The organism is Mycolicibacterium baixiangningiae (assembly GCF_016313185.1).
In the GTDB taxonomy this organism is placed as follows: domain Bacteria; phylum Actinomycetota; class Actinomycetes; order Mycobacteriales; family Mycobacteriaceae; genus Mycobacterium; species Mycobacterium baixiangningiae.
Genome location: NZ_CP066218.1, coordinates 4,320,300 through 4,341,403 on the forward strand (window position 1 = coordinate 4,320,300; position 21,104 = coordinate 4,341,403).

Sequence of the window (21,104 nt, forward strand, 5' to 3'; positions counted from 1 at the left end):
TAGCGCGTCACCAAGCCTTAGCGAGCGGTAACAGGAACGTTACTGCGGCGGCCACTCCGCGACACACGACGCGCCTAACTTCTCCCGGTAGCTACAGGAACGTTCCTGTAGAGCGGGAACATCGCCGAAGGAGCGCACGTGGAGGACATCGAGACCCGTTCGTCACCGGTCACACCGAGTGCCGCACCGATGCGGCGTGAGTTCACCATGTGGTCGGCAGCCATGCTCGGCTTCGTCTTCGTGTCGCCGATCGTGGCCATGTACATGGTGTTCGGGCTCGGTCTGGCCGCCGCCGGGCCCGGTTTCTGGTGGGCCCTGGTGGTGGTGCTGATCGGCCAGGTGCTCATCGGCGTGACGTTCGGTGTGCTCGCCTCGCGGTGGCCGATGGCAGGCGGGGTGTACCAGTGGTCGCGGCGCTTGCTCGGCCCGGCCTACGGGTGGTTCGCCGGATGGGCCTACATGTGGACGCTGATGATCACCCTGACCGCGGTGTCCTACGGTGGCGCGTTGTTCGCCGCCGCCGCTTTCGATCTCGACGCGGACAACCAGATGCTGATGACGCTCGTCGGAATGGTCATCCTCGCCGGTGCTGTGCTCGTCAACGTGCTGGGCCGCGCGGCGGTCCGCATCGTCGGCTTCCTGTGCCTGATCGCCGAGGTGGTCGGCTCGGTGGGTATCGCGATTTGGCTGTTGTGCTTCCATCGCGTCAACAGCGTCGTGACGCTCGGCAGCGCGCTCACCTGGCCGTCGGACACCGCCTTCATGGCCACCCCGTTCGTGCTGGCGATCATGTTCGCGGGATGGTCCTTCCTCGGTTTCGAGAGCGCCAGCACCCTCGCCGAGGAGGTCGGTGAACCCAAGCGCGACATCCCCAGGGCGATCGTCGGATCCCTCGTCGGCGTCGGAATCGTCGTGCTGTTCACGTGTTTCGCCTTCCTGATGGCCATGCCCGAAAGCGCCGCCGCCGAGGCGGACCCCGTCGCGGCCACGCTCACCGCATACCTCCCGGCGCCTGCCTTCAAGGCGGTCATGATCCTGTTCGTCATCGCCTACTTCGCCACCGTCGTCGCGATCAGTTCGGCCGTGTCGCGCATCGTGTGGTCATACGGGCGCAATGGGGAACTACCGGTGAGCCGCCACCTCGGCAGACTTCACGGGCGCATCAACACCCCGACCATCGCGACGGTGGTCACCGGCACGATCGGCATTCTGCTGTACCTGCCGTTCCAGAGCGAGCACATTTACACGCTGCTGGTCACATTCGTGACCGCAGGCTTCTTCCTGTCGTTCAGTTTTCCCATCGTCGGGCTCGCCATCAGCAAGATCCGGGGGACGTGGGACCGCTCCGAACCGACGTTCCTCGGCCGCGCCGGGCACGTCGCGGGATGGCTCGCGCTGGTGTGGGTGATCGTCGAGACCGTCAACGTGCTGTGGCCTCGCACCGGCGACCCGCTGGTCGACTGGGCGCCGTTCATCGTCACAGCAGCCCTGTTCGTCATCGGCCTCGCCATCCGGGCGGCATTGGGGCTCAAGGCCGTTCCGGATGCCACGAGTACGGAACTCCAGCCGCAAACCTGACCGTCGAAAAATACGAAGCATTCAACGCTTCACCGCGATATCGAGAAAGTAGTGATTCTCCAGTGAAAGACAAGAAGTTTCATCTCGGCTGGTTCATGAACTTCACCTCCGACATGTGGACCGGGCCGTTCGAGCAGGCCGGCGGCACACCGTGGGACGGCCAGTTCTACGTCGAGATGGCAAAGAACCTGGAGCGTGCAGGCTTCGACTTCATCATGATGGAGGACAAGCTGGCCGTCTCCGAGGCTTTCGGCGGTACCAAAGAAGCCGTGCTCAAGCACGCGTTCGGCATGGTGCCCAAGCATGATCCGGCACCCTTGGCGACGCTGATGAGCGCGTCCACCCAACATCTCGGCATCGTGGCCACGCTGTCGACGTTGGGCTATCCGCCGTTCATGCTGGCTCGGTTGTGCTCCACCATCGACCACATCTCGCACGGCCGGTTCGGCTGGAACATCGTGACCAGCGCCGAGAACGCAGCCGCCCAAAATTTCGGCCTGGACAAACTGCCGCCGCGCGAGGACCGCTATGCGATGGCCGACGAGTACATGGATCTGGTTTACCAGCTGTGGGATTCGTGGGAACCGGACGCCGTCGTCATCGATCGCGAGCGCGGTGTGCACACCGATTTCACGAAAGTGCACGAGATCAACTTCGACGGCAAGTACTACAAATGCCGCGGTCCACTCAACACCGCGCCGTCTCCGCAGGGCCGACCGACGTTCCTGCAAGCCGGAGGATCTCCGCGGGGACGCGACTTCGCGGCCAAGCACGCCGACGCGATCATCACGCTGGCCGAAGGCGTCGACGGGATGCGGGAGTATCGCGAGGACGTCCGTGGCCGGGCGGCCGCCCAGGGCCGCAATCCCGACGAGGTCAAGGTCATGTACCTCGTGGTTCCGACGCTCGGCGAGACCACCGAGGAGGCGCTGGCGCGGCGCGAGCGGATGGTCACCTCGCAGGCGTTCGCCGAACAGTCACTGTCGCTACTCTCGTCGATCACCGATATCGACTTCGCTCAGTTCGACCTCGATTCGCCGCTGCCGCATCTCACCACCAACGGCGAGCAGGGCTCGCTCGACAAGTTCCAGCAGTCCGGTTCGGGTAAGACTCTGCGGGAACTCGTCTACGAGTCCGCCGAGTTCTCGTCGTCCTATCCGCTGATCGGTACGCCGTCGGCCGTGGCCGATGAGATGGAATGGCTCATGGACGAGGTCGGCGGCGATGGTTTCCTCATCACACTGCACAACCAAGGGGTGAGCCGCAGGCACGTCATCGAGGTCACCGACGGCCTGGTGCCTGAACTGCAGCGGCGCGGCGTCGTGCGCACGGAGTACACGCAGAAGACTCTGCGCGAGACGCTTCGGGAGTTCTGAACACGACGGTTGCCTCTCCCGTCTCGCAGCCTCGATGTCCGTGGAAGAACCTTTAGTCGGAGTCCTGACGTTCGCAAATCTGTTCACAAATGGCATGAGAACGGCCCTCGGAGTGATCTCCGAGGGCCGTTTCACCTGGTAGCGGGGACAGGATTCGAACCTGCGACCTCTGGGTTATGAGCCGGCCGGTTGTGGTCTTGCACTTCTACCTACGTCGCTAACGTGCAGGTCGGTCGCGATTTCGCGTCTCGTATGTCACGCCGTGTCGAAGCGGTCTGCCCCGTTGCGCACGGTTTCGTTCACAAATCCGTTCACATCGATCCATTCGCCCCAAGCCTGCAAACGCTTGTCCCACAGGAAGCTCAGGGATTTGCCGTCCGAATCTGATCCCTCTTGGGACACTGGCCAAGAGACGAAAACACCAGCCGGTCGAACGAGCCGCTGTGACGTCACCCTGCTCGATACCGAACGATGTGGGCTCGGGCAGTCTCCCTAGCGCCACGCGGATCAGCCAGCCGCTCACCAAGCGTCTTGGCGGCGAGGTCCAACGGCAGCGCTACTGAGAACTTGAGCCCTGAGATGGCCTCCTCATCGACGCGCGGAACGGCGTCGGAGTCCGCAGCCTTGACGTCATCTCCGGTGATGCCTTCTGGAAGAAGCACGCTCTCGTTCTCCACCCCGCTCGCGTTGAGGCCCAGCCCTGCGAGAAGTGTCGCGTTGGCCCTTAGGCCGGCCCACGTCCACAGGCGCGCACCTCCCGCACCGCGAGGATGCAGCACAAGGCCGTTGTCGTTGACCTCCGTGGCGCGTTCTTCGCGGAGGCGCTCCATCGCTACCGGAACGCGCTTGGACAACTCGACGTCAGGCACCGCCCCAAGCAGCACCTCCCTCTTCGCCTGGCACACCTCGAACGATTGCGTGACTGCACCGGACGGCCACCTCACGTCACCTTTGGTCGGGATCTCCTCGACCCATACAGTGAAGCGCTCCCAGTCGACGTGTTGGACTAACCAGCCTCGACCTGCGAGAACGAGTGGTCGCTGCTCGCGATCCTTCCCGGCCGGAATGGCAAGCGGCGAGACGAATCCGATCTCCTTAATACCGGCCACGACCCGCAACTCAAGATCGGCAACGAAAGTCGAGAGAAGGTCCATGAAGTGTCGCTTGCCAAACTCCTCCTCCGCGCGCGGGCCTATCATCAGCAACCCTGAGTCCTCAACGAGAAACTCTTGCTCGCGCAGGTAGGCGAGCACCTCCGCACCATCCGCCATGAGCGGAAGGTCCCCCCACCAACGCGACCAGTCCGATGCTCCAAACGATCCCTCTTGGAGCGCCAGCGCAAGAAGTTGTTGGGCAGCAAGGTGGCGTGGATGTGGTGGAGCGACTACCTCCTCGACGAATCCGCGCTTCCACAGGAGTAGAACGGCAGCAGCGTCGAGTAGTCCGTCGAGACTGGTGGCGAGGAACAGAGTGTTGCGGCTCGTGCCCGGTCGCCTGCCGGTACGGCCGAGTCGTTGTAGGAACGACGAAACGGTGCGCGGCGCGTCGATCTGGATGACTCGATCGAGGTCGCCGATGTCGATACCAAGCTCAAGCGTGGATGTCGCGACGATGACCGTGTCTTTGGCCTCGGCGAAAGCACGTTCGCTTTGTCGCCTCTCGTCGACGGAGAGCGACGAGTGGGACACGAACGTCTGGACGCCACGCTCGCGCAGGAGGAAGGCGAGTTCCTCGGCGGAACGCCGTGATTCGGCGAACACCAGTCGCTTGTCGCCCCGATGGAGCCGAGAGATGACCGTGGCGGCGTTGTCCATGCTCCCGACATAGTCGATGGTGACCTCTGGGCTCACCGTCGGCGATGAGTCCTCTCGCACCACGACGACCGGCTTGCGCCCCTCGGTCGAACCCTGCATCCACGTGCCAACCGCCTCTGGGTTGCCAATGGTTGCGGAAAGCCCGACGCGTTGGATCCTGTTCTTAGCGATCCGTTCGACGCGCTCCAGCACGGCGAGTAAGTGCCAGCCTCGGTCGGAATTAGCGAACGAGTGAAGTTCGTCGATCACGACACCCCGGACGGACCCGAGGAATCGCTCATGGTCGACTCGTCGCGACACGAGCATGGCCTCAATGGATTCCGGGGTCGTCAGCAGGATGTCTGGCCTGTCGGCGAGCATGCCCCGACGCTCGGACTGCCCAATGTCGCCATGCCACAACCCGGCCGTCCTGCCGAGCCAGGAGCAATAGGCGCTCACGCGAGGGTGAATGTTGTTCAGGAGCGCACGAAGTGGCGTGACATAGAGGATGGTCGTACCTGACCAGTTGCCTTCGACCATCTCAGAAAGCAGAGGAAAAAGAGCGGCCTCGGTCTTGCCCCCGGCGGTCGGTGCGACGAGGACGCAATCCGTACCTGACCTGACCGGTTCGACCGAGTCGACCTGGAGTGGTCTGAGTCCAGGCCAACCGAGCGAGTTGACGATGTGATATTCGATGGCCGCGTCGAGGCCAGTGGGAGCCGACATCAGCTAGAGGTCCAACTCGATTTCGTCGACGCTCTCGGTCGGAGCGCGGTTGCTCCGCGCGTGCATCTCTCGCTCCACCGGCGTCAGCTCGTCGGCGCTGACGGTGAGGTGGTAGTCGCGGCGTGGGTTGAAGTCTTCGAAGAGGTCCACACGGTCGAGGACGTCTGAGACCAACTTCTTGAGGAACAGTCGAGGCGCGATTCCGGTTCGACCGCCCAACTCACCGCCGACCGCGGCTGCGAGGTCTCGCAAGTAATCGTCGTCGACGACGCTCCTGACACGCTCAGGATCTTTGGCGCCGGACGCGTAGATATCACGTACACGGCTGCCCAACTCCAGCAGCGACTCTGGCGTAAAGCCTGCGAGCCGGACCTGCGTTGCGCGCGGGTTGTCGAAGCGTGCGTCCGTGGTGAAGTCGGTTTGAAGTCGTTGGGCCAGCGGCGGAAGACGTTGCACACCTTGCTGCCCGTCGAAGAACGCGGGTGTTCCGGTGAGGACTAGATACAGCCCAGGGAACCGGCCGCCGTCAATCTCGTCCATGAGCTGACGAAGAGCGTTCAGCGATTTCTCTCGGACATCGCTTCTCATGCGTTGCAACGTCTCGACTTCATCGAGGACTATGACAAGTCCCGCGTAGTCCGAATCGCGAAGGACGGTGAGCAGCCCTTGGAGGAAGCCGAGTGCACCGAAGTGGTCGAGGTCGCCACGAACTCCGGCGGCACGCTTCACCGAGGCCGCTACGTGAGGCTGGCCTCCGAGCCACGCCAACAGTCCATCCGCCTCCGCAGAGTTACCCGCAGTCTGCGCCAGCCGGTACTGCCGCAAAACAGCGGCGAAGGCCGGCGCATCCTTCGAGACGTCGGACAGTCGACGTTGGAGGAGGTCGAGCGTTCCTCCTGAGCCTGGTGATTGTGCGGATCCATCCTTGGCGTCGTGGTCGAGGATGTAGAACCAGCCGTCAATGACGTCTCGGAGGGCACCCGACTGGGTGGTCGAAGTAGAGAGGTTCTCCGTGATGCGCCGATACACGGTCTCCAACTTGTGCAGGGGCGTTTCTGTCTCGCTGATCTGCACCTCGGTGGTGGCGAACCCTGCTCGCTTGGCTCGCTCTGTCAGCCAGCGGGAGAAGAAAGTCTTGCCGGAGCCGTACTCGCCACGGACGGCCTTGAATACGGCGCCGCCACCGGAGACGGTCTGCAACTCTTCATCAACGGCGTCCTCGAAGCGTGCCAGTCCGACGGCGAGGACGTCGAGGCCCTGCTGAGGCACGGTGCCGCGCCGCAGCGCGTCGATGATGTCCTTGCGGCGACGGGGGCTGAAGCTGCCCGACACCTCGGTCATCGCGCGCCTCCGACCTCGAACTGCTCACGCAGGAGGTGTTCGTCGAGCCGCAGTGTGACGCCATCGGTGTCGAGCTCGATGACGCCGTACCCGTCGACGTTGAACAACCGACGAACAGCCGCAAAGACCTGTCCTACATCGGCGGTGGGGATTCCGACAACGGCGGCCACCGTGTCTTGGTGAGCGCGGCCACCGCGATCCACGAGGGCGCGCAACACCGCTTCGGCGGTCCTGTCGTCAAGCGCCCGCCGACCTGCCATCCGCTTCTGCTCCGCGTACGTCGTCGATGCCAGGACCGCTTCGACCAGTCCGGTAGGTGCTGCCGGTGCGGTGGGCAGCTCGCCGAGCTCAAATAACCCATCGCCCTGACCCGGTGCTGCCGCCTTCTTCGCCTTCTTGGGCTGCGGGGTGGACACCGGTGCCTCGGTGGCCGGGGTGCGACCGATGGGATCGTTCCACCACAAAGGGACCTGCGGTGCGGCCTGCTCCCACCCGGCAGCCCCGGTCGCTACGGCAGCAGCTTGAAACACGAGTACGGGGATCGTCAGCTCCGCGAGGCTGGCGCCACCGTGGTAGCCCGCGTGTCGAGGACCGTAGTGCGCGTCGTCGCGCCAGAGCAGCACCGCTTCACCGCATGGTGCGACCACTCGCGGACCGGACACAAGTACTTCGCCATCTCCAGCAGCGCCGGTCGAGACTTGTCGCCAACGGGACTCGGCACCGTTGACGCTCAGTGCCTCTGTACCGCGCTCGACAACGTGGCCGTGATCGGACGTCAGGATGACCGCGCGCCGAGCGGAGATCGCGGCCTCCAGGAGCGCTCGCAGTGGATCGAGCGAACGCAGATCCCAATCCCACGCTGACATGTCGTTCTTGTGGGTCGCGTCGTCGATTGCGTTGATCACCACTCCGACGACGGGCACCGCGGTGTCCCGGATCGCAGCGGTCAGATCGCCAGGCAGCGAAGCACCGCCTTCTGATCGAAGGTCGTTCTTGTGGAAGAGCTTTGCGCCCGGGAATGCGGTGGCCAGCCCGCGCTTCTCGTCCTCACCTGTGCCTGAGCGGATCTCACCACAAAACAGCGAAGTACGAGAGACGTTGGTAAGCGAAGGCAATGCCGCGACGAGTGACTGCCGCGCGTGCGTTGGGGCGGGGACCCACTCCACGAGGCCCAGCCGGGCAACCTCGGATGAGAGTGCTGTGGCTATCGCACTACTCATTCCGTCCAGCACGACGAGAAGTGCACCGCCTTGGCGGCGCCATGGATCGACGATCTCGGCTAACAGTCGCTCAACGCCAACCGCTCGTTGGCCGTCCGTCCCGTTGACTTGGTCCAGCCTCGATGCCGCAGCGCTGTCGCGCTGCTTGCGGCGAACGTGCACCTTGGCGAGTAGCTGTTGGTATGCCGCCGTGACAACGAGATCATTGGAGCCGTTCCACACGGCACCGACGGCGGCGTCTACCCATGCACCGTCGTTCATCTGCCGTTGGAGATCACTGCCGAGCGATGCCGAGGCATTCTCGGCGGTGGCAAGCCAACGATAAAGACGCACTGCCATCGTCGGAGCCTGCGAAGCATGTGCATCACGGTGCTCTAGGACGCGAACGAGGGCTTCCTCGACCTTGTCACCGGAAGTCAGTGCCGATGCAAGTGCCCGAACACGAGCCAGATACCCAGGACGGAGGACGGCCGACTGCTCGGCTCCCTCAGGCCAGCCCAGGTCACCGAGCAATGCTTCGGCTTGTTGTAAGGCGACACCCAGCTCGGGAGAGTTGTCCACCTCAAGGCGCAGCACTGCCGCCTTGGCTAGTCTCGCAATGGCTTTCGCAACGTCGACGGCCACCGCTTTCCCATCGACGAAGCCCTCGACCCGCACCCTCGCTGAAACCTGTGTCTCGGTGGGCGGAGCGCCGTCCTCGGGCCACATGACGTCCAAGGCGAGGCCGACGGCAAGTGGGGTGACATGCTCGTTGCGCTGAGCGATCTGCAACGCAAGTGCTGCCGGATCGCCCAACTCGGTCCCAGCCCAATCAATCAGATGCCGCCTCAGCTGCGCATCAACCACGACCCACGCAGCACGCACGTTCCGTCGCCCGAGAGCCGTTAGGAGCAGAACGGCGTCAAGCTGAGCGTCAGCACCAAGACCGAGAACACGCGCGAGGAGAGAGCCGATGGCGTGGCGGGCGGTCAGCGCAGGTTCAACCGATCGCGGCCATCCGCCTGGTGGCTGGTGATCCAGTAATGCTGTTGCCGCCCAGTCCAGACGTCGGAGGTCGCGGCCGACCTCGATCGCCCCAGAGAACAGCCGAGGCACGGCCTGCCATTCGTCTGGCAGTTCGATTCCATACTTGTAGGAGCGCGACAGCACAGCGTCGCCAAGGTCCTCTGCCGGCCGGTCGGTCAGGACGATGGCCCGCTCGTCGGTTGCCAGCGAGGCAAGGATGTCGAGAACGGCAAGCTGGGATACGCCGGGAAGGACTCGGACGACATCGTCTCCGACCTTGACATCTCCGTGGCGCCATTCGGGACGAGCGCGAAGGAGAAGGACTTGGGCGTCCGACTTGACCAGGTCTGCTGCTCGCTGCTGCACCATCGCCGGAGAGACGCTGACGGTGCGGACCTGCTCGCTCAGAGCCATCGCCAGTCGATCCTTAGCTTCTTGCCCTCGACAGGACGGCTGAGTTCCTTTACAAGCTCCGCAAGGAGAGTCTCGAGCTGCGCCACTCGCTCAACCTCGACCGTGTGTTCCTGGCTCGCGCGTCTTTCAGTCTCCCGCTGTGCCTCTTCTTGCTGACGACGGAACTCCTCCTCCTGTTCGCGCAAGCGACGCTCGCGGTCGGCGGCCTCCTGCTCGCGCCGTCTGAGTTCCTCTTCCTGCTCGCGTCGAAGTTGATCCTCTTGCGCACGACGCGCCCGTTCCTGCTCCGCTGCGGGATCGTCGTCGGGCGGGGTTCCCTTGCCACGTTGGTCGACGAGAATTTGCGTGAACTCGTGAGCTGCCGCGGCAAGCGCGGGGGCCAGGTCGACATGCATCTGGTCGGCCTCGGCGGCGCTCCGCAACCCGGCAAGTGCGGTGACGACCCGCTCGCCCGTCAAGCTGGGAAGTTGGTTGAGGAGCTGCCAATTGGCACCTTGAAGAGCCGCCGCAACGTCCGCTGCGGAGGCCAGTGACCGGGCGAGGGGTTGAAGTTCATCGGGAAGGTCGAACTCGGCGATCACCCGTATCCGGTCGACGTGGTCGACATCGCGCAATGCCTCGACAACGTCCCGAGCGCGACGGGCGGTACCCAGGCGCGGACTCACATCTCCTAGGCCGAGCACATCACTGTGGGCTTCCAGCGCGCCGACAAGGTCAGTCGCGCCCCGATCGAGTTGGCGCACCTTTGTCGCCAATTCGTCCCCGAGTCGCTGCACTGCACTGCTAGAGAGATGGTGCTCATTGGCGCCCATGCCAAAGATCGCCTTGACCCGCCTAAGCGCGTTGGTCCAATCCTCTTGGCTCGGGAGGACTGGCTCCCGGAGGGTGATGTCGTTGGCCAATCCGCCGATTCCGGGCGACCCTGCCGGCGACCCGTGGCGGAGGAGTTGCCTGTCGGTGAGCGCCACCCACGCGAGAATCAACAGATCCTGGGCATCGGCAGTCATGCCGGTGGGCGCAAGCGCGGCTCGCAATGTGCCGACGGTCGGGTCACCGCTGGCGAGGGCCTTGGTGAAGGCGTCATGCCACGCGAAGCGCACCGTATCCAGAACGTAGGTGACTTCACTCAGGGTGCCGACCCCGTACGCATCGACCACCCTCCGCACCTTGCCCGCAGTGTTCCTCTCAACGGTGTCGATGCGGCCGCCTTTGACCATCGCCTCACGAGCTAGGTCGAGCACGGCGGTGAACTCAGCCCTGCGGACCTCGTCAGTACCTCGATCGACGTTGGGATGCTTCGCAAAACGCGCATCAAGGCCGCCGCCGAGGACCGCGACAACAGCGTCGGCGAAGGAAGGTGAAGACGGCTTCTGCGGGTCGAAGTCAGGCGCAAGTGTGACGAACGTGTTCCCTTCCGGCACCCGCTCCCCGAGATGGTCGTCAGTCGCCGCGTCAATGCCGTAAGACTGGCGCAACGCGAGCACGATCTGGTCGCGCAGCGAGTCCCGTTGGTTGGCGAGCTGACGCCGGGCGGGTTCTCGGTCGTTTACCGGTAGAGACGTCGAATACTGGTCGAACCGTGCCCCGGTCAACAGGTAGTCGAGGACGACAAGCTTGCCGATGTCATCCATGCGGGTGGCGGTCAGGAAGTGAGGCAGCCACGCGATCGTGTCGCTCTCCAGACCATCCTGCTTGAGTTGCACGAGGCGAAGCACGTCGTCAGATGGCGGGTGGCCGGCATCATCAAACGGAAAGTCGACGACAAGCTTCCAGCGTCCATCCGTCGCTAGCAGCGCAGCATCCGGAAGTGCGCGTGCGTCACGGACATTGCCGAAGACGACGTCGACCTCCCGCTTCTGACCGCGCCATACGTGCGTCAACGAATACTCGCTACCCAACACGCCCGTCAGAGAAGCACCCACCTGCTCGGCGAGCAGGCGCCGCAGCAGGCCGCGCCGGTTCTCGTGGGTGTCCTCGTTCTGGACGTGGACGAGAACCGAGTCATAGTCGACACCAGACAGTTGCAAGGTGATGACTGGGTCACTCGTCTGCGAACCGACAGTGATCTCACCGAACTCTGCCCGCCAGTCGCGTGCAAGCGCGACGACCTGGACCGCTTCATGGCCAGGAATCATCGAGATCACGGTGCCGAAGTTGAGCGCCGCCAACTTCGAGGCGGTGAGATCCTTCAGCGAGGCTGACCCAGGGGCGATGGCCGCAACGAGAAGCGTCTTGGCAAGCCGGTCGTCACGACGAAAGGCGTGGTCCCGGGCCAACCGCTTCGCTTCCACTTCAGTGAGGCTGTGCCTGTTCAGGAGATACGGGCGCATCTTGCGGGTGTAGAAGGTGCGCGCAACACGGAACAGGTTCTTCATGTCGTCGGTCAGCGGCTCGGCATCGCCAAGCACGACCACGTCGAAGAGGTCTCCGACCGGGATGACGTCACCGACGGTCAACTCGTCACGACCCCGCGACAGCAACTCGCTCATGATCTTCAGCGCGGTGCGTTCTCGCTGCATGATCGACGAGAGCGCGACCATCGCATCCACCAGAGCGGGTGAGAACGGGTAGACCTGCTCGAAATCGACTGCGGCGGAACCAGCTTCGTCGGTGAGCAAGTGCTTGAAGGCCACCGGGTTCGCGCGCACGCGAGCGACGGCGGCGGCAAGGGCATCTCGCCCAGTCTCGGCAGTCGGCTCCAACAGTCGTTTGTGCACGATCTGAGGAAGGTTGGCCGCAGCCAGGGTGATCTTCTCGAACCGGCCCTCCCACCATTGAAACGAGTCATCCAGCGCGACTTGCTCGGCGCCAACCGCGCCACCGCCCAGAAAGTCCTTCAGATTGCGCTGACGAGCAACAAAAGACGCCAACGGAATCGGCAGTGCACCGATGCCCGTCTCGACGAGCTTGGCAACCTTCGAGGTCTCGGTCTGAATGAAGGCGGTGTCTCGCAAGTGGTTTGCCAGCCACAGCACAAGTTCGTCGAGGAAGAGCACAACCCCCTCGTAGCCGAGGCCCTTGGCGTGCTCGGTCATCGCTTGGAGACCGTCCGTCATCTCCAGCCAGGTCCCGGTGTTCTCAAAGGCTGGGAAATACGTACGAACAAGATAGGCGACCACACGCTGACGGTCGGCGTCTCCTGCTGGTTTGACCCGGGCGGCGTCATACAAGTCAGGCGTCAAGGTGGCGGCGAACGTGCCCCAGCCAGACGAACCCGAGCCGCTCGCCTCAAACCGAGCGAAGAACTGCTCGTCGCCGAGCTGCGAACGCAACTGATCGGCGTTCTCGAACAACGAATCCGAACGGTGCAACACCGGAGCGGGCGCGTCGGGATACCGCTTCTTCATGGTGGCGAGGTAGCCACCGAAAAGGGCCGACTCGAAGGATTCAGCCCCGATGAGGTGGTAGTCGATCGCGAGCAGTTTGCGGCTGAGCAGTGCCTCGTGCTTGGCGACCTGGGCTTGGAGTCCAGGAAGTGCCTTAGCCTGCGCGTTGCCAGAAAGCAGCAGATGCATGACCGCCATGTAGTGCGACTTACCGGATCCGAACGAGCCGTGGATGAAAGCACCCTTGGACGAACCGCTCGACAGGGTGGCCTCGACCAGCGTCAGCCCCTTCTCGAACGACTCCGCGATCGACTCGGTGACCACATAGTCAGCGAGCGTTTGAGACGCGGCCTCTTGCGCGCGGTGGATCTGGAGGACGAAGTCGTCGTCATGGACGGCGAGCGGGATGTCGATCGCGTCCCGCAACGGCAATGACAAGTCGGTCATCTGGACGCCCTCCGTCCACGGGTCGCGGCCGGCGGCGTCGATGCCGTCACCTGATCGCGCGTCTTCTCCATACGGGCAAGGTACTGGTCAACGACGCCCGCGATGACCGCGGCCGGGCTGGCTCCGAACTGCGGCTCGATCTCCGAGTGCCACTGCGCCAGCCAGGGTTCCAACTCCACCAGCCCCGCCACCAGCGGCACCAGGGCGGCATCGTCGGCGCCGAGCGCCTGCTGTGCAGGAATCTCACGGGCGAGCGCCAGCGCTTGGTCGCGATGGGACCAACCGGCCCAGCCGAGCACCGGCGTCGGGTCGCCTTCTCTCGCGACGGCCGGGTAGGCGATGAAGCGTTCCTTCGGGACATCGAGCTTGCCTCGGGCCTTCCAGTACGTCGCCTTCGCGAAATCGCCTTGGCTGTACTTCGGGGGCACCGGGATGGTCACCTTCTCGCCAGCGTCCTCTCGCCGCTGCAAACCCCAAACCTCCTGCCACACCCGGTATTTCTCAATACCTGCGGGCTTATACCGGTAGGCAGCCAGGAACGGCACCGCCTCATCTGCAATCAAACCTCCGATCACGGCGGCAAGATCTGGCTCAGCAGTGCCGGTGAGTGCACGAGAGAGTTCCTTGAGCACCGTGTCTGCACGGAGCAAGTCAGCGAGGTCGGCCACCGACCTAGCGATTGGCCCCTGCGGGTCCTGCCAAAGCACTGGATCCTCAAGCCGGTCAAGGATTGCAGCTTGCAGAGCCCCTGTGCGCTGCGTGTCCCATGCGGTGGTGGCCCAGCGGCGCTTGAACTCCGACTTCTCCAACAATCGAATGGACTTGTCGGATTTTATCAAGTCAAGCCGACGCTGTACGAGGGCCTTGTAGTCCTCCGGCCACGAGTCGGGCAGTTCAGTGATCGGAGTCGAACCATGACGCTCGAACCAAGCCGCCTCCTCAATACCATCGTCGACACGACGGGCAAGGTCGATCTCAAACGCCCGCTGGCCCAACGAAATCCCGTCGATCGCGGAGCCGGGGTACGTGAGGTCGGCATCAATCAAGCCATAAAGCCGGTAGACCCCCCAATCCAACTCCTCCTGCTCGAAAAACAGTCGCTCCCGAAGCCGACGCCACTCGGCTTCCGCCATCAACAGCGCATCGATAAGACTAACCGTCTTCTCGGCGGACCAGGTCTCGACCAACGCCGCCGGTGTGGTGACGCATAGCTGTCGCGCCAGAGTGTCGAGCGTCCTCGGGCGGTCTAGAAGCAACTTTGAAGGGAGCGGAACGCGCGCCACGTTTGTACTGTTGAAGGCGTACGTTCGAAGCCAAGGCGTGTCCGCGTCACCGCCCTTTTTCTGAGCAACCTGCTTGAGCCAGAAACACACCGTCGAGGAGTTCAGGACCCCCAGCAGCTCTAAGTGCTCCTCCTCGGTCGCACCGGCCGCGAGCTTGATCGCTGGCGCTGTCTGCTTGAATACCTTCCCTCCGCGGTCTAGGACAAAATGGTTGTGCGTCGCAATTTCAGCGAAGGTGATTGCTACAGATGCTCGCGCAGACCAACGCGTGAACTGCATGTATTCGGTCCAACGGAGGCCAGCATCCGCCATCTTCCCTTGGAAAGTTCGCCGGTCGGCCAAAGGCGTTCGCCACGGCCAGAGGTGGCAATCCAACGCGGTGCTAGGACTCAGATCGCTCTCGTAAGGAAAAACAATGGCCTCGGTCCCCCTCATAGCGAAGTCTCGCAGGTTCTCGCCAACGACGAATGCGCGCATGTAAGGAGTAATCTGTTGCTCTCTAGCGAGAAGCCTTGAGCGCATGAATACTTCGTCTGCACCGGCCCGGATTGCACCGCCTACTCCCACGTCGAGCATATTCTCCAAGCGTTTCGCGGCGGCAACTTCGATCGCAGAGAACACATCACTCGCTCCGCCCCCACTGAGAGACCAAGGGTGGGTTGTTAGGAGAGCGCGATCGAGGTCTAGAACGGTGACATAGTCGCCGTCGAATCCCGGTCCCTCAAGGTGCTCGCTGAGCTCAGTCCATACCGGACCCGTCGCCGGATTATCGAGCTTCCCGGGGTCGTCCCGTTTCCCAAGCACTGCCCGCACAGACTGAGAAACCGGCCTGCGACGCCGGCCAAACAGGATCACCGTCGGAGTGCCGTCAAAGTTGTGTCCGGGCATCCAGGCACCAGAACTGTCGATTACCGCGGTCAGGTCGACTGGATTGCCGATGTCGTGGCCGGCGAACAGGTACTCGATGAGCTTCTTGCCGAACTCGCGCTTCATGAATGAGTTCGAGGTGATCTGCCCTACGTAACCAGCCCCCTGGCCCTGCTCGCCTCGAATCGCCAGCCGGAACAGTAACTCCATAAATGGGACGGACAGAGCGTACTGCCGCACGGCCGTCTCATAGGCGATCCGGTACAGCGCGTTGAGCGCTTTGTCCTTGGGGGTGATGTACGGCGGGTTACCGACAACGACGTGGTACTGACCTGGCTGGAGGATGCCGAAGTACTCGTTGAGGTCCTCGGTGTCATAGCTGAACGCAGGCCCAGCTTCGTCGTCATCGAAGTCGAAGGTCTGATCCAGGCTGCCTCGGACACCAAGAAGGGAGTCACCGATGGCAAGCCGGAAACCCATCGGAGGCACACCTACCAGGGAGCGTTCTCCGGTCGCCTTCAAGCCGGCGACGGTAAGGCGGAACCGTGCGATCGCTACTGCGAAGGGGTTGATGTCGACACCGTTAATCGACGCCATCGCACGACGCACCCGCTCCTTGGCGTCGAGACCGGGCGCAGCTTCAAGCCATGCTTGGTTGAGTCGCTCAAACGCCCCGAGCAGGAAGTGGCCGGAGCCGCAGGACGGGTCGATGAGTTTGAGCCCGTCGAGTCCGAACTCCGCGACCGCTGGGGTCAGCGTCTGGTCAAGGATGAATTCCTCCACGAACACCGGCGTCTGCAAAAGTGCGTAGGTCTTCTTGGCGTGCTCGGAGAGGTCTTGGTAGAGGTCGCCGAGGAATCGGGTCTCCAGGTTGGAGTCGGTGAAGTCGTGAACCAGGGTGCCCTCGTCTTTCGTGCGACGCCAGAACGCGATTAGCGCCGTCGCGGACTCCGGGCTGATCTCGGCCTTCCACACGGGGTTGTGCTTCACGTCGACTAGGGCAGCGCCAGCAGGCTGCGCAGCGAGCACGCCGAAGCCGTGCTGGAGCCAGTGACGACGATTGTGAGTGGGGTTGTCGCGGAAGTACGCGGTGAGGTTCTCCTCTGCGCGCTGCACCCGATCACCGGGGCCGGCGATCCAGCCGACCGCTGTCGGCAGTCCGTCGATCTTGGCGCCGACGACTAGGTCGTTGTCCTCGCAGAAGCGCAGGAAGGTCGTCGAGACGATCCACGCGACGGCGGCTTGGTCGACTTCGTTGTCGCGCCAGTCCACCCAGGACCAGCCGGTGCGCTCACGGCGGAAGGCTTCGGCGTACTCCTCCTTTAACCGCACGCCCCAGGCGTTCGACGGGTCCTCTGCGCGCTGCTTCAGGTCAGCTTGAAGGAGCTTGAGCTGGCCCTTGAGGTCGGCGAGGAGGGTGGACGAGTTGATCACTTTCGGGCTCCTGGGGTACTGCGAGTGAGTGCGGGCTCCGTGAGCAGCGAGAGGTCTGCGGGCAGCTCAACCCAGCCACTTGGACCGAGCGGCACGGGCTTGCCCTCCAGCAACGGGACGGCCTGGTTGCCCTGCTTGGCGACGAGCAGCCAACGGGCCGCGGGGCGCGGCGTGCCCACATCGAGCAGAGTTGAGAGCAGCCCAGCCATGCCGTATCGGACAAGGGGGCCAGCATTGAGGATGAGTAACGGCTTGGCGCTTGCGCGCCTTTCCTCCCAGTTCGGTATCACTGCCTGCTGCACAAGACCGACGAGTATCGACCAGTCCTCGCTGCCCTTCTGCTTGGCATCTGCGCCGAGAACGACCTCCCAGCTTGCTCCGCCCTGTTCGGCGAGTGCGCGCGCCGCATTCACGACAAGTGACGCGACATCGAGCACTTCGACGCCGTACCGCTTCGGGAGTTCGTGTGCCGCCTTCACATATCGCTTAGGTGGCGTGGTCAGAGTGAGTGCGCCGTTGCGTGAGAGCGACTCTTCCAGCTTCGTCGCCGCCTCGGCGACATCGACCGGCGCAAAGACTGTGAGGCCCGTGCCGGTACGGGTGGTAGACCGCGCCTCGGAAGCCAACTCGTAGACGCCGTTGCGGTTCACCACCCCGGGCAGCACCGCAGAGACGAGAGCGTCGAGTCGATGCGACGCGGCCGGGAGCTCTACTTGCGGGAAACGAGCAGCCACGCTGCGCCTGACGGAGGACTCGCTGATGCGCCGGCCAGGTTTCCCGCGTAGTGCCCGCTCCGCCGCCTGCTGTGGATCGAGATCGACTGGGTACAGCTCATCGAATCCCGAGACTGCAGCCTTCGTCGAGATAGAGGCAGCCAGGGTGAGCAGTTGACGGCCGGTCAGGACGGTTAGCGTCGAAGCACCAGATTCGGTCACGATGTCGCACAGGGCTGCGTTCGCAGTTGCGCAGGGAACGACACCGCTCACGACGAGTTCATCGGCTCTGCGTCCCAGCTCGATAGCCGTCTCCGTCAGGATGTCGGCTGGCGGGAACTCTTGCCCTGACTCGTCAGGGTCCGCAGTTTCGCGTAGGGCAATGACATCCGCGCGCTTGCCGATGCCTCGCCGAAGTTCCAACGTTGGCTCGGGCATGCGCGCATCGACCTCATAGGCCGAGCGCAGCAGGGCCGCTCCTTGCCGGAGTCGCTCCTCCCCGTCGAGCAGGGAACCGCGTTGGGCAACCAAAGCGTTCGCAAGGGACGTCACCGCCATCACTCGACCGCCGCGGGCGAGGAGGGTGGCTGCTTCAGCGATCACGCCGTCGATGGCAGGGCCGACCTTCTTGCCCCACGTCGTGACTGCTTGGTCCACGGCATGCGCGACCCGGTCGCGAGTAATCCCAAGCGATTGGGCTGTGTCCCCCGTGGACGGCCATTCGCCTGGAGCCACGCCGCCCGCCAGCCCGAGGAGTCGCTCGATCACAGTCAGCTCTGCACCCTTGAGTTGGCCCAGAAGCAAGGAGACGAGTCGCTCTGTGCCCATCGGCTGATCAGCGGTGACCTCTCCCGCACCGCTGAGCCGTGAACGCCAGCCGCGAATCCTCGCCTGAATCTCCTTGCGGAAGGTCTCCCCAAGACCGCGAATCGAGTTGATCCGGGTCGGGTGAACACCCAGGAGTTGCCCCACAGTCGCCACCTCGAGCCGCGAGACGGCGGACAACGCCCGAGCGGACAGACCCGCGCGCTCCAACGGAGTGTCGAGCGTGGCAGCGTCGGCGAGGTCGTCGCTTCCACCCGCGCCGTCCTCCTCCGTGTCGAGGGCAGCGAATACGCCCTGCCAAGCGACTGCCAACTCATCGGCACTGCTGAACCTAGTTCCTGCGCCCGGGCTGAGAGCACGTTGGAAGAGAGCAGTGAGTTGAGTCGCGACGGCTGGCTCGAAGCTCGTCGGCTCGATGATCGGCGGGTCGCTGGGATCGGCGGGGCGTCCCGCACCCTCGCCCCACCACGGCAGCTGACCGGTCGCCATCTCGAAGAGGGTGATCGAGACAGCCCACAGCTCGGCCGCGCGGTCGTACTTCTGGCGCCGACCACGGCCGAGGTAGGGGTCGAGATAGCTCGGCGTTCCAGATGCCGTGTTGTCCACGCTCTCGCTTGCTAGCGAGAAGTCGAACAGAACCAGAGACGGCCTTCTAGTGCCGGGATCCGGGGTGATGCCCAAGTTGGCCGGCTTGATGTCTCGGTGGAAGACACCCTGGGACTCCAGGTAGATCATCGCTTCCAGCAACTGGCTGCCGTACTGCTCAAGTTGGCCCACCGTCGCCCGACCCTCTTTGGACAGCCGCGTGGCCAGGGTTTCCTTGCCGGCGTCGGTGAGCAGAAGTGCGCGTCTGTCCCCGACGTCGAGCGGGCCTGCGACGAGTCGCACCACCCGGCGGTGGTCGAGTGCTCTCAGCGCGTCGGCTTCGAGCGAGAGCCTGCGCCCCGCCGACTCAGTGCGAGCGACCTTGAGGACGAGCTCGCGGCCGGGGTCCTCGGAGTCGATGTCCTGGACGGCGAGTGCGACTCCGCTGGAACCTTCACCACGACGGCTGGTGACGATGAAGCGGTCGGCAACGATGTCGTCCTTCTGCGCGTCGACGGGGTCGTCCACCGGTGTCGGGTCGTCGACTTGGTCCCCTCGACGAAGCTCGTCGCTCGCGACCCGAAGGAGTTCCAGCACTTCCTCAATGGTCGACAATCGTTCTGATTCGACAGAGCGGGTCGCCATCGCAATGACGTCGGCCACGCTGTCGGGCATGCCCGGCGACGCCGCGCGCGGGTCATGTGCGCCCGCCTCCGACAGCCGCTGCTCCAGCTCGACAATCGTCTCGGCGGGTGGCCTCCCCGTCAGGAGGAGATAGGCAAGGACTCCGAATCCGTAGACGTCGAGCGGAATCGGCGGGAGTCCTTCGACGGAATGGCGGGCCTCCGGTGCGAGCCAGATCCAGTCGTCCTGGTCGGCCACTCCCATGAGGTCGTCAACCCCTGCACTGATAGCGGTCAGGCGGGAGACGTTGCGGGTCGAGCTGTCGCGCTGGGCGAAGTACCAATCACGGATCGTGAGGGTCGGCAGGGCGTCCTTGACGGGGGTTGCCCACACACGGCGTGGCGACAGCGCCCGGTGCCGTAGATGAACGTTGTGGGCGAACCGCAGAATCTCGCCCAACCGGATCACCAACGCGATGCGCTGGTCAAGATCCAGCTCGGCGCCCTCGCCCGCGATGTACGCGTCGAGCGGGAGTTCCTGAGCGTCATGCTCGAACACCAAAGCCGGGCCGTCATCGGTTCGCTTGAAGTCGATCGGTACCGCGATGCCGCCGTGCCGCAGTCCCTGGGTGAGCTGGAACTCGCGCTGTGCAAGCTGCTCGATGTGCTGGCGGTCGGCAGGCGATGCCGTCGCCGGCACGTCGTACAGCCGCAGTCGGCGCTTGACGTCGGGCAACGCCGGGAGGTTGACGAGCACGTCCTGCCAATCTCGTCCCTGCGCTATCGGCTCGTCATCGGCAACGACAAAGTCGCCGACCATCCGGACCTTGGGCGTCGGAGTGAATCCGACTGCGTCGCAGAGCGAGCGAACTTGCCTTGCTCGCTGGAGGTCGATCGGCTGGCGGAAGTCGTGTGGCGGCTGGGCAAGGAAATCGGAGAATTTCAGGAGGCGGGGCTTGGAGTTGACGCGGTATCCGTCGAGAGTCAGCACCCCGATGTCGCCCGGAGCCGCGATCTCGACGGTGCTGCCCTCCCCGTGCATGACCACGACGGCTTGGATGCGCGGCAACATGGCCCTGGCAGATTGGTTCGGCGCTCGATCTTGAAGGAGACCCTTCAACCACTTCGCCTTGCGGTCAGCAGCCAATCGTGGGTTCTCGACGTTGCGTTGGCCTTGGTTCCAGCGCTGCGAGTTTCCGCGGATCGTGCCGTGCCAACCCTTGAGTTCGACGAGGTACATCCCCTGAGCCGTCAGCAGGAGTACATCGACCTCGGCGGTGCGTCCTTGATCGTTGATGAAGGTCAGGTTCGCCCAGGCAGTGGTGATGCCATCTTCCGGCAGAACCTCACGGAAGGCATCGAGCGCGGCCGCCTCAGCAGGGCTCGCCGGCTCGCCCATGACCTTCCACAGTGGAGAGTCATGCTTCATCGCCGCCCCGCTTTAGGCGCGCGCGGGCGCGATCCAAGCACCAGTGGCGAACACAACCGCTTCACCCGGGAAACCTTATCGGCGGGGGCGACAGAATAGGGATAACCCAGCAGAGTGTC

Annotated in this window: 8 protein-coding genes; 2 read left to right on the forward strand and 6 right to left on the reverse strand. The window is 63.9% G+C overall.

Features of this window, described 5'->3' with window-relative positions:
• The first annotated feature begins 138 nt into the window (after window positions 1–138).
• Together I7X18_RS20500 and I7X18_RS20505 are read left to right on the forward strand one after the other, a co-directional pair.
• A complete protein-coding gene (locus tag I7X18_RS20500; RefSeq protein WP_193043840.1) occupies window positions 139–1,578 on the forward strand; it encodes an APC family permease in 1,440 nt (479 codons plus the stop codon).
• 62 nt (window positions 1,579–1,640) lie between these two features.
• Entirely contained in the window at window positions 1,641–2,954 is a 1,314-nt protein-coding gene (locus I7X18_RS20505; protein ID WP_193043841.1) for an NtaA/DmoA family FMN-dependent monooxygenase, read from the forward strand.
• 449 nt (window positions 2,955–3,403) lie between these two features.
• Here I7X18_RS20505 and I7X18_RS20510 read toward each other — a convergent pair whose 3' ends face one another.
• Genes I7X18_RS20510 through pglW form a run of 6 tightly spaced genes read right to left on the reverse strand, consistent with a single transcriptional unit; the run spans window position 3,404 to window position 20,955 of the window.
• The gene (locus I7X18_RS20510; protein WP_193043842.1) at window positions 3,404–5,473 is read right to left on the reverse strand and encodes a DEAD/DEAH box helicase; all 2,070 of its coding nucleotides are present in this window, start codon (window positions 5,471–5,473) and stop codon (window positions 3,404–3,406) included.
• Window positions 5,474–5,476: 3 nt separating this feature from the next.
• A complete protein-coding gene (gene brxD / locus I7X18_RS20515; protein WP_193043843.1) occupies window positions 5,477–6,814 on the reverse strand; it encodes a BREX system ATP-binding protein BrxD in 1,338 nt (445 codons plus the stop codon).
• The gene (gene pglZ, locus I7X18_RS20520; RefSeq protein ID WP_193043844.1) at window positions 6,811–9,453 is read right to left on the reverse strand and encodes a BREX-2 system phosphatase PglZ; all 2,643 of its coding nucleotides are present in this window, start codon (window positions 9,451–9,453) and stop codon (window positions 6,811–6,813) included. Before pglZ ends, brxD begins: the two co-directional genes overlap by 4 nt.
• Window positions 9,444–13,226 (reverse strand): DUF6079 family protein, encoded by a 3,783-nt coding sequence (locus I7X18_RS20525; protein WP_193043845.1) that lies wholly within the window; start codon window positions 13,224–13,226, stop codon window positions 9,444–9,446. The genes pglZ and I7X18_RS20525 overlap by 10 nt, the downstream gene beginning before the upstream one ends.
• Complete coding sequence (gene pglX / locus I7X18_RS20530; protein WP_193043846.1) at window positions 13,223–16,810, reverse strand: BREX-2 system adenine-specific DNA-methyltransferase PglX; 3,588 nt, start codon at window positions 16,808–16,810, stop codon at window positions 13,223–13,225. Before pglX ends, I7X18_RS20525 begins: the two co-directional genes overlap by 4 nt.
• Window positions 16,807–20,955: a BREX system serine/threonine kinase PglW gene (gene pglW / locus I7X18_RS20535; protein WP_162563127.1), complete on the reverse strand. Its 4,149-nt coding sequence runs from the start codon at window positions 20,953–20,955 to the stop codon at window positions 16,807–16,809. Before pglW ends, pglX begins: the two co-directional genes overlap by 4 nt.
• Between the last annotated feature and the right edge of the window lie 149 nt (window positions 20,956–21,104).